The organism is Kitasatospora sp. NPDC047058, from assembly GCF_040643935.1.
GTDB lineage: Bacteria > Actinomycetota > Actinomycetes > Streptomycetales > Streptomycetaceae > Kitasatospora.
In genome coordinates, this window is the sequence record NZ_JBEYVJ010000709.1 from 1 (window position 1) to 2333 (window position 2333).

Sequence of the window (2333 nt, forward strand, 5' to 3'; positions counted from 1 at the left end):
GTGCCGCCGGGGGCGAGCGCGGCGGCGGCCCGGCGCAGCGCGGCCTGCCGGTCGCCGGCGGGGAGCTGGAGGTAGGCGACCACCACGAGGTCGTAGCCCTCGGGCGGGGCGGGGAAGGTGCGGGCGTCGTCCTGACGCCAGGTCAGCCGGGCCGCCACCTCGGCGGGCAGCCCCGCCGTGAGCCGGGCGGCGCGCCGGAGGCCGGCCGCGGAGAAGTCCAGGCCGGTGACCCGCCAGCCCTGCCGGGCCAGCCAGATGCTGTTGCGGCCCTCACCGGCGGCGAGGTCCAGGGCCCGGCCGGGGGTGAGGCCGGCCAGCTCGCGGACCACCCAGCGGTTCGGCTCGGCACCCCAGACCAGCTCGCTCGCGGTGTAGCGCTCGTCCCAGTCCCGGCTGTTCATCCGCTCCTCCTCCGTCCGCCGGGGCCGCACCGTCCGGCGGGCCGCTCCGGACGCCACCGTACCGGCGCGGCGGCTCCCGGCCGACCCTGCCCGCGGACCCCCTTGACGGCGAATATTGGTCCAGTCCAATCTGTGGTGTCGTCGATGCGTGGTGACGCGTACGGGCCATCCGGCCCGTCCGGGCGCCGCGCCGTCCTGCGTTCCCAGCACGGAAGCACGTGTTCACCCGCCCGCGCACCCCCACAGCGCCCGGTTCGGCTCCCCGCGGCCCGCCCGGGCCATCGCACCGCCGGAAACCCCACTCCTCCGGAGGACAACCGCATGCACGACCGAGTCACGCCCGCGCGCCCGGCCGAGCGCCGGGCCGCCGCGCCACGCCGACGGGCCGCCGCACTGGCCCTCGCGGCCACGCTCACCACCGGCAGCGCCGCCCTCGCCCTCTCGCTCGACACGGCCTCGGCGGCGGCGGCCGAACTGCTGGCCAACGCCGGCTTCGAGGCCGGCGACCTGACCGGCTGGACCTGTGCCGACGGATCGGTCGTCACCACCCCGGTGCACGGCGGCAGCTACGCGCTGAGCGGAGCCGCCTCGGCCTCGGACACCGCGCAGTGCCAGCAGACCGTCGCCGTCCAGCCGAACACCACGTACACCCTGTCCGGCTGGGTCCAGGGCAGCTACGTCTACCTCGGCGCGACCGGGACCGGCGTCAACTCCCAGTCCTGGACGCCGGGCGCCACCGGCTGGACGCAGCTCAGCACCAGCTTCACCACCGGAGCGGGCACCACCTCGGTGACGGTGTTCACGCACGGCTGGTACGGCACCGGCGCCTACCGCGCGGACGACCTCAGCCTGACCGGGCCCGCCGGGCCGAGCGGCAGCCCGACGGCGACCGCCAGCCCGACCTCCTCCACCAGCCCCACGGCATCGGGCAGCCCGACCGCCACGACCAGCCCCACGGCGTCGACCAGCCCGACCGCCACCGCCACAGCGACCGCGACGGGCACCGGACCGACCGGGGACGGCAAGGTCACCACGCCCACCGGCGTGACCGTCACCAAGGTCACCCACAACGCCGTCGTCCTCGGCTGGCAGCCGTCCACCCTGACCGGCGGCGACGGGCCGGTCTCCTACAAGGTCTACGCGGGTGCCCAGTTGGTCGCCACCTCGATGGGCACCTCGGTCGCCGTCAGCTCGCTGCTGCCGGCCACCGCCTACGGCTTCACCGTCCAGGCCTACTCGGGCAACCACGGCTCCGCCCAGTCCGCGAAGGTCTCCACCACGACCGCCGCCGCGCCCGCCGCCGCGCCGTTCCGCTCCGCCTACTTCGACCAGTGGGGCGTCTACGAGAACGCGTACCACGCGAAGAACGTCGACACCAGCGGCGCCGCCGGCAAGCTGGACGTCATCACCTACGCCTTCGCCAACATCCACCCGACCTCGCACACCTGCTTCCAGGCGGTGAAGGCCTCCGACTCGGCCAACGAGTCCAACCCCAACGCCGGTGACGGCGCGGGCGACGCCTACGCCGACTACCAGGCCGACTACAACGGCGCGGCCGGCGTGGACGGCTCGGCCGACACCTGGGAGCAGCCGCTCAAGGGCAACTTCAACCAGCTGCGCCAGCTCAAGGCGAAGTACCCCAACCTGCGCCTGACCATCTCGATCGGCGGCTGGACCTACTCCAAGTACTTCTCCGACGCGGCCGCCACCGACGCCTCCCGCAAGGCCTTCGTCTCCTCCTGCGTCGACATGTTCCTCAAGGGGAACCTGCCGACCGGCATCGCCGGTGACGCCTCCGGCGGCCCGGCCTCGGCGGCCGGCCTCTTCGACGGCGTCGCCGCCGGGCCCGGCCCCTGGGAGGATGGGCGGCATGGCTGCGACCCTCGTCGACCTCACCCACCAGGTGACCACCGCGATGCCGGTCTACCCCGG

2 protein-coding genes are annotated in these 2333 nt (G+C 74.8%); one reads left to right on the plus strand and one right to left on the minus strand.

Features of this window, described 5'->3' with window-relative positions; genetic code table 11:
- Nucleotides 1–401 (minus strand): class I SAM-dependent methyltransferase (locus ABZ885_RS39595; RefSeq protein ID WP_360199815.1); only part of this gene is annotated, 401 nt, incomplete at its 3' end.
- Nucleotides 402–722: 321 nt separating this feature from the next.
- Here ABZ885_RS39595 and ABZ885_RS39600 point away from each other — a divergent pair.
- Nucleotides 723–2333, plus strand: a 1611-nt coding sequence (locus tag ABZ885_RS39600) for a glycosyl hydrolase family 18 protein (protein ID WP_360199817.1), incomplete at its 3' end; no start/stop codon positions are given.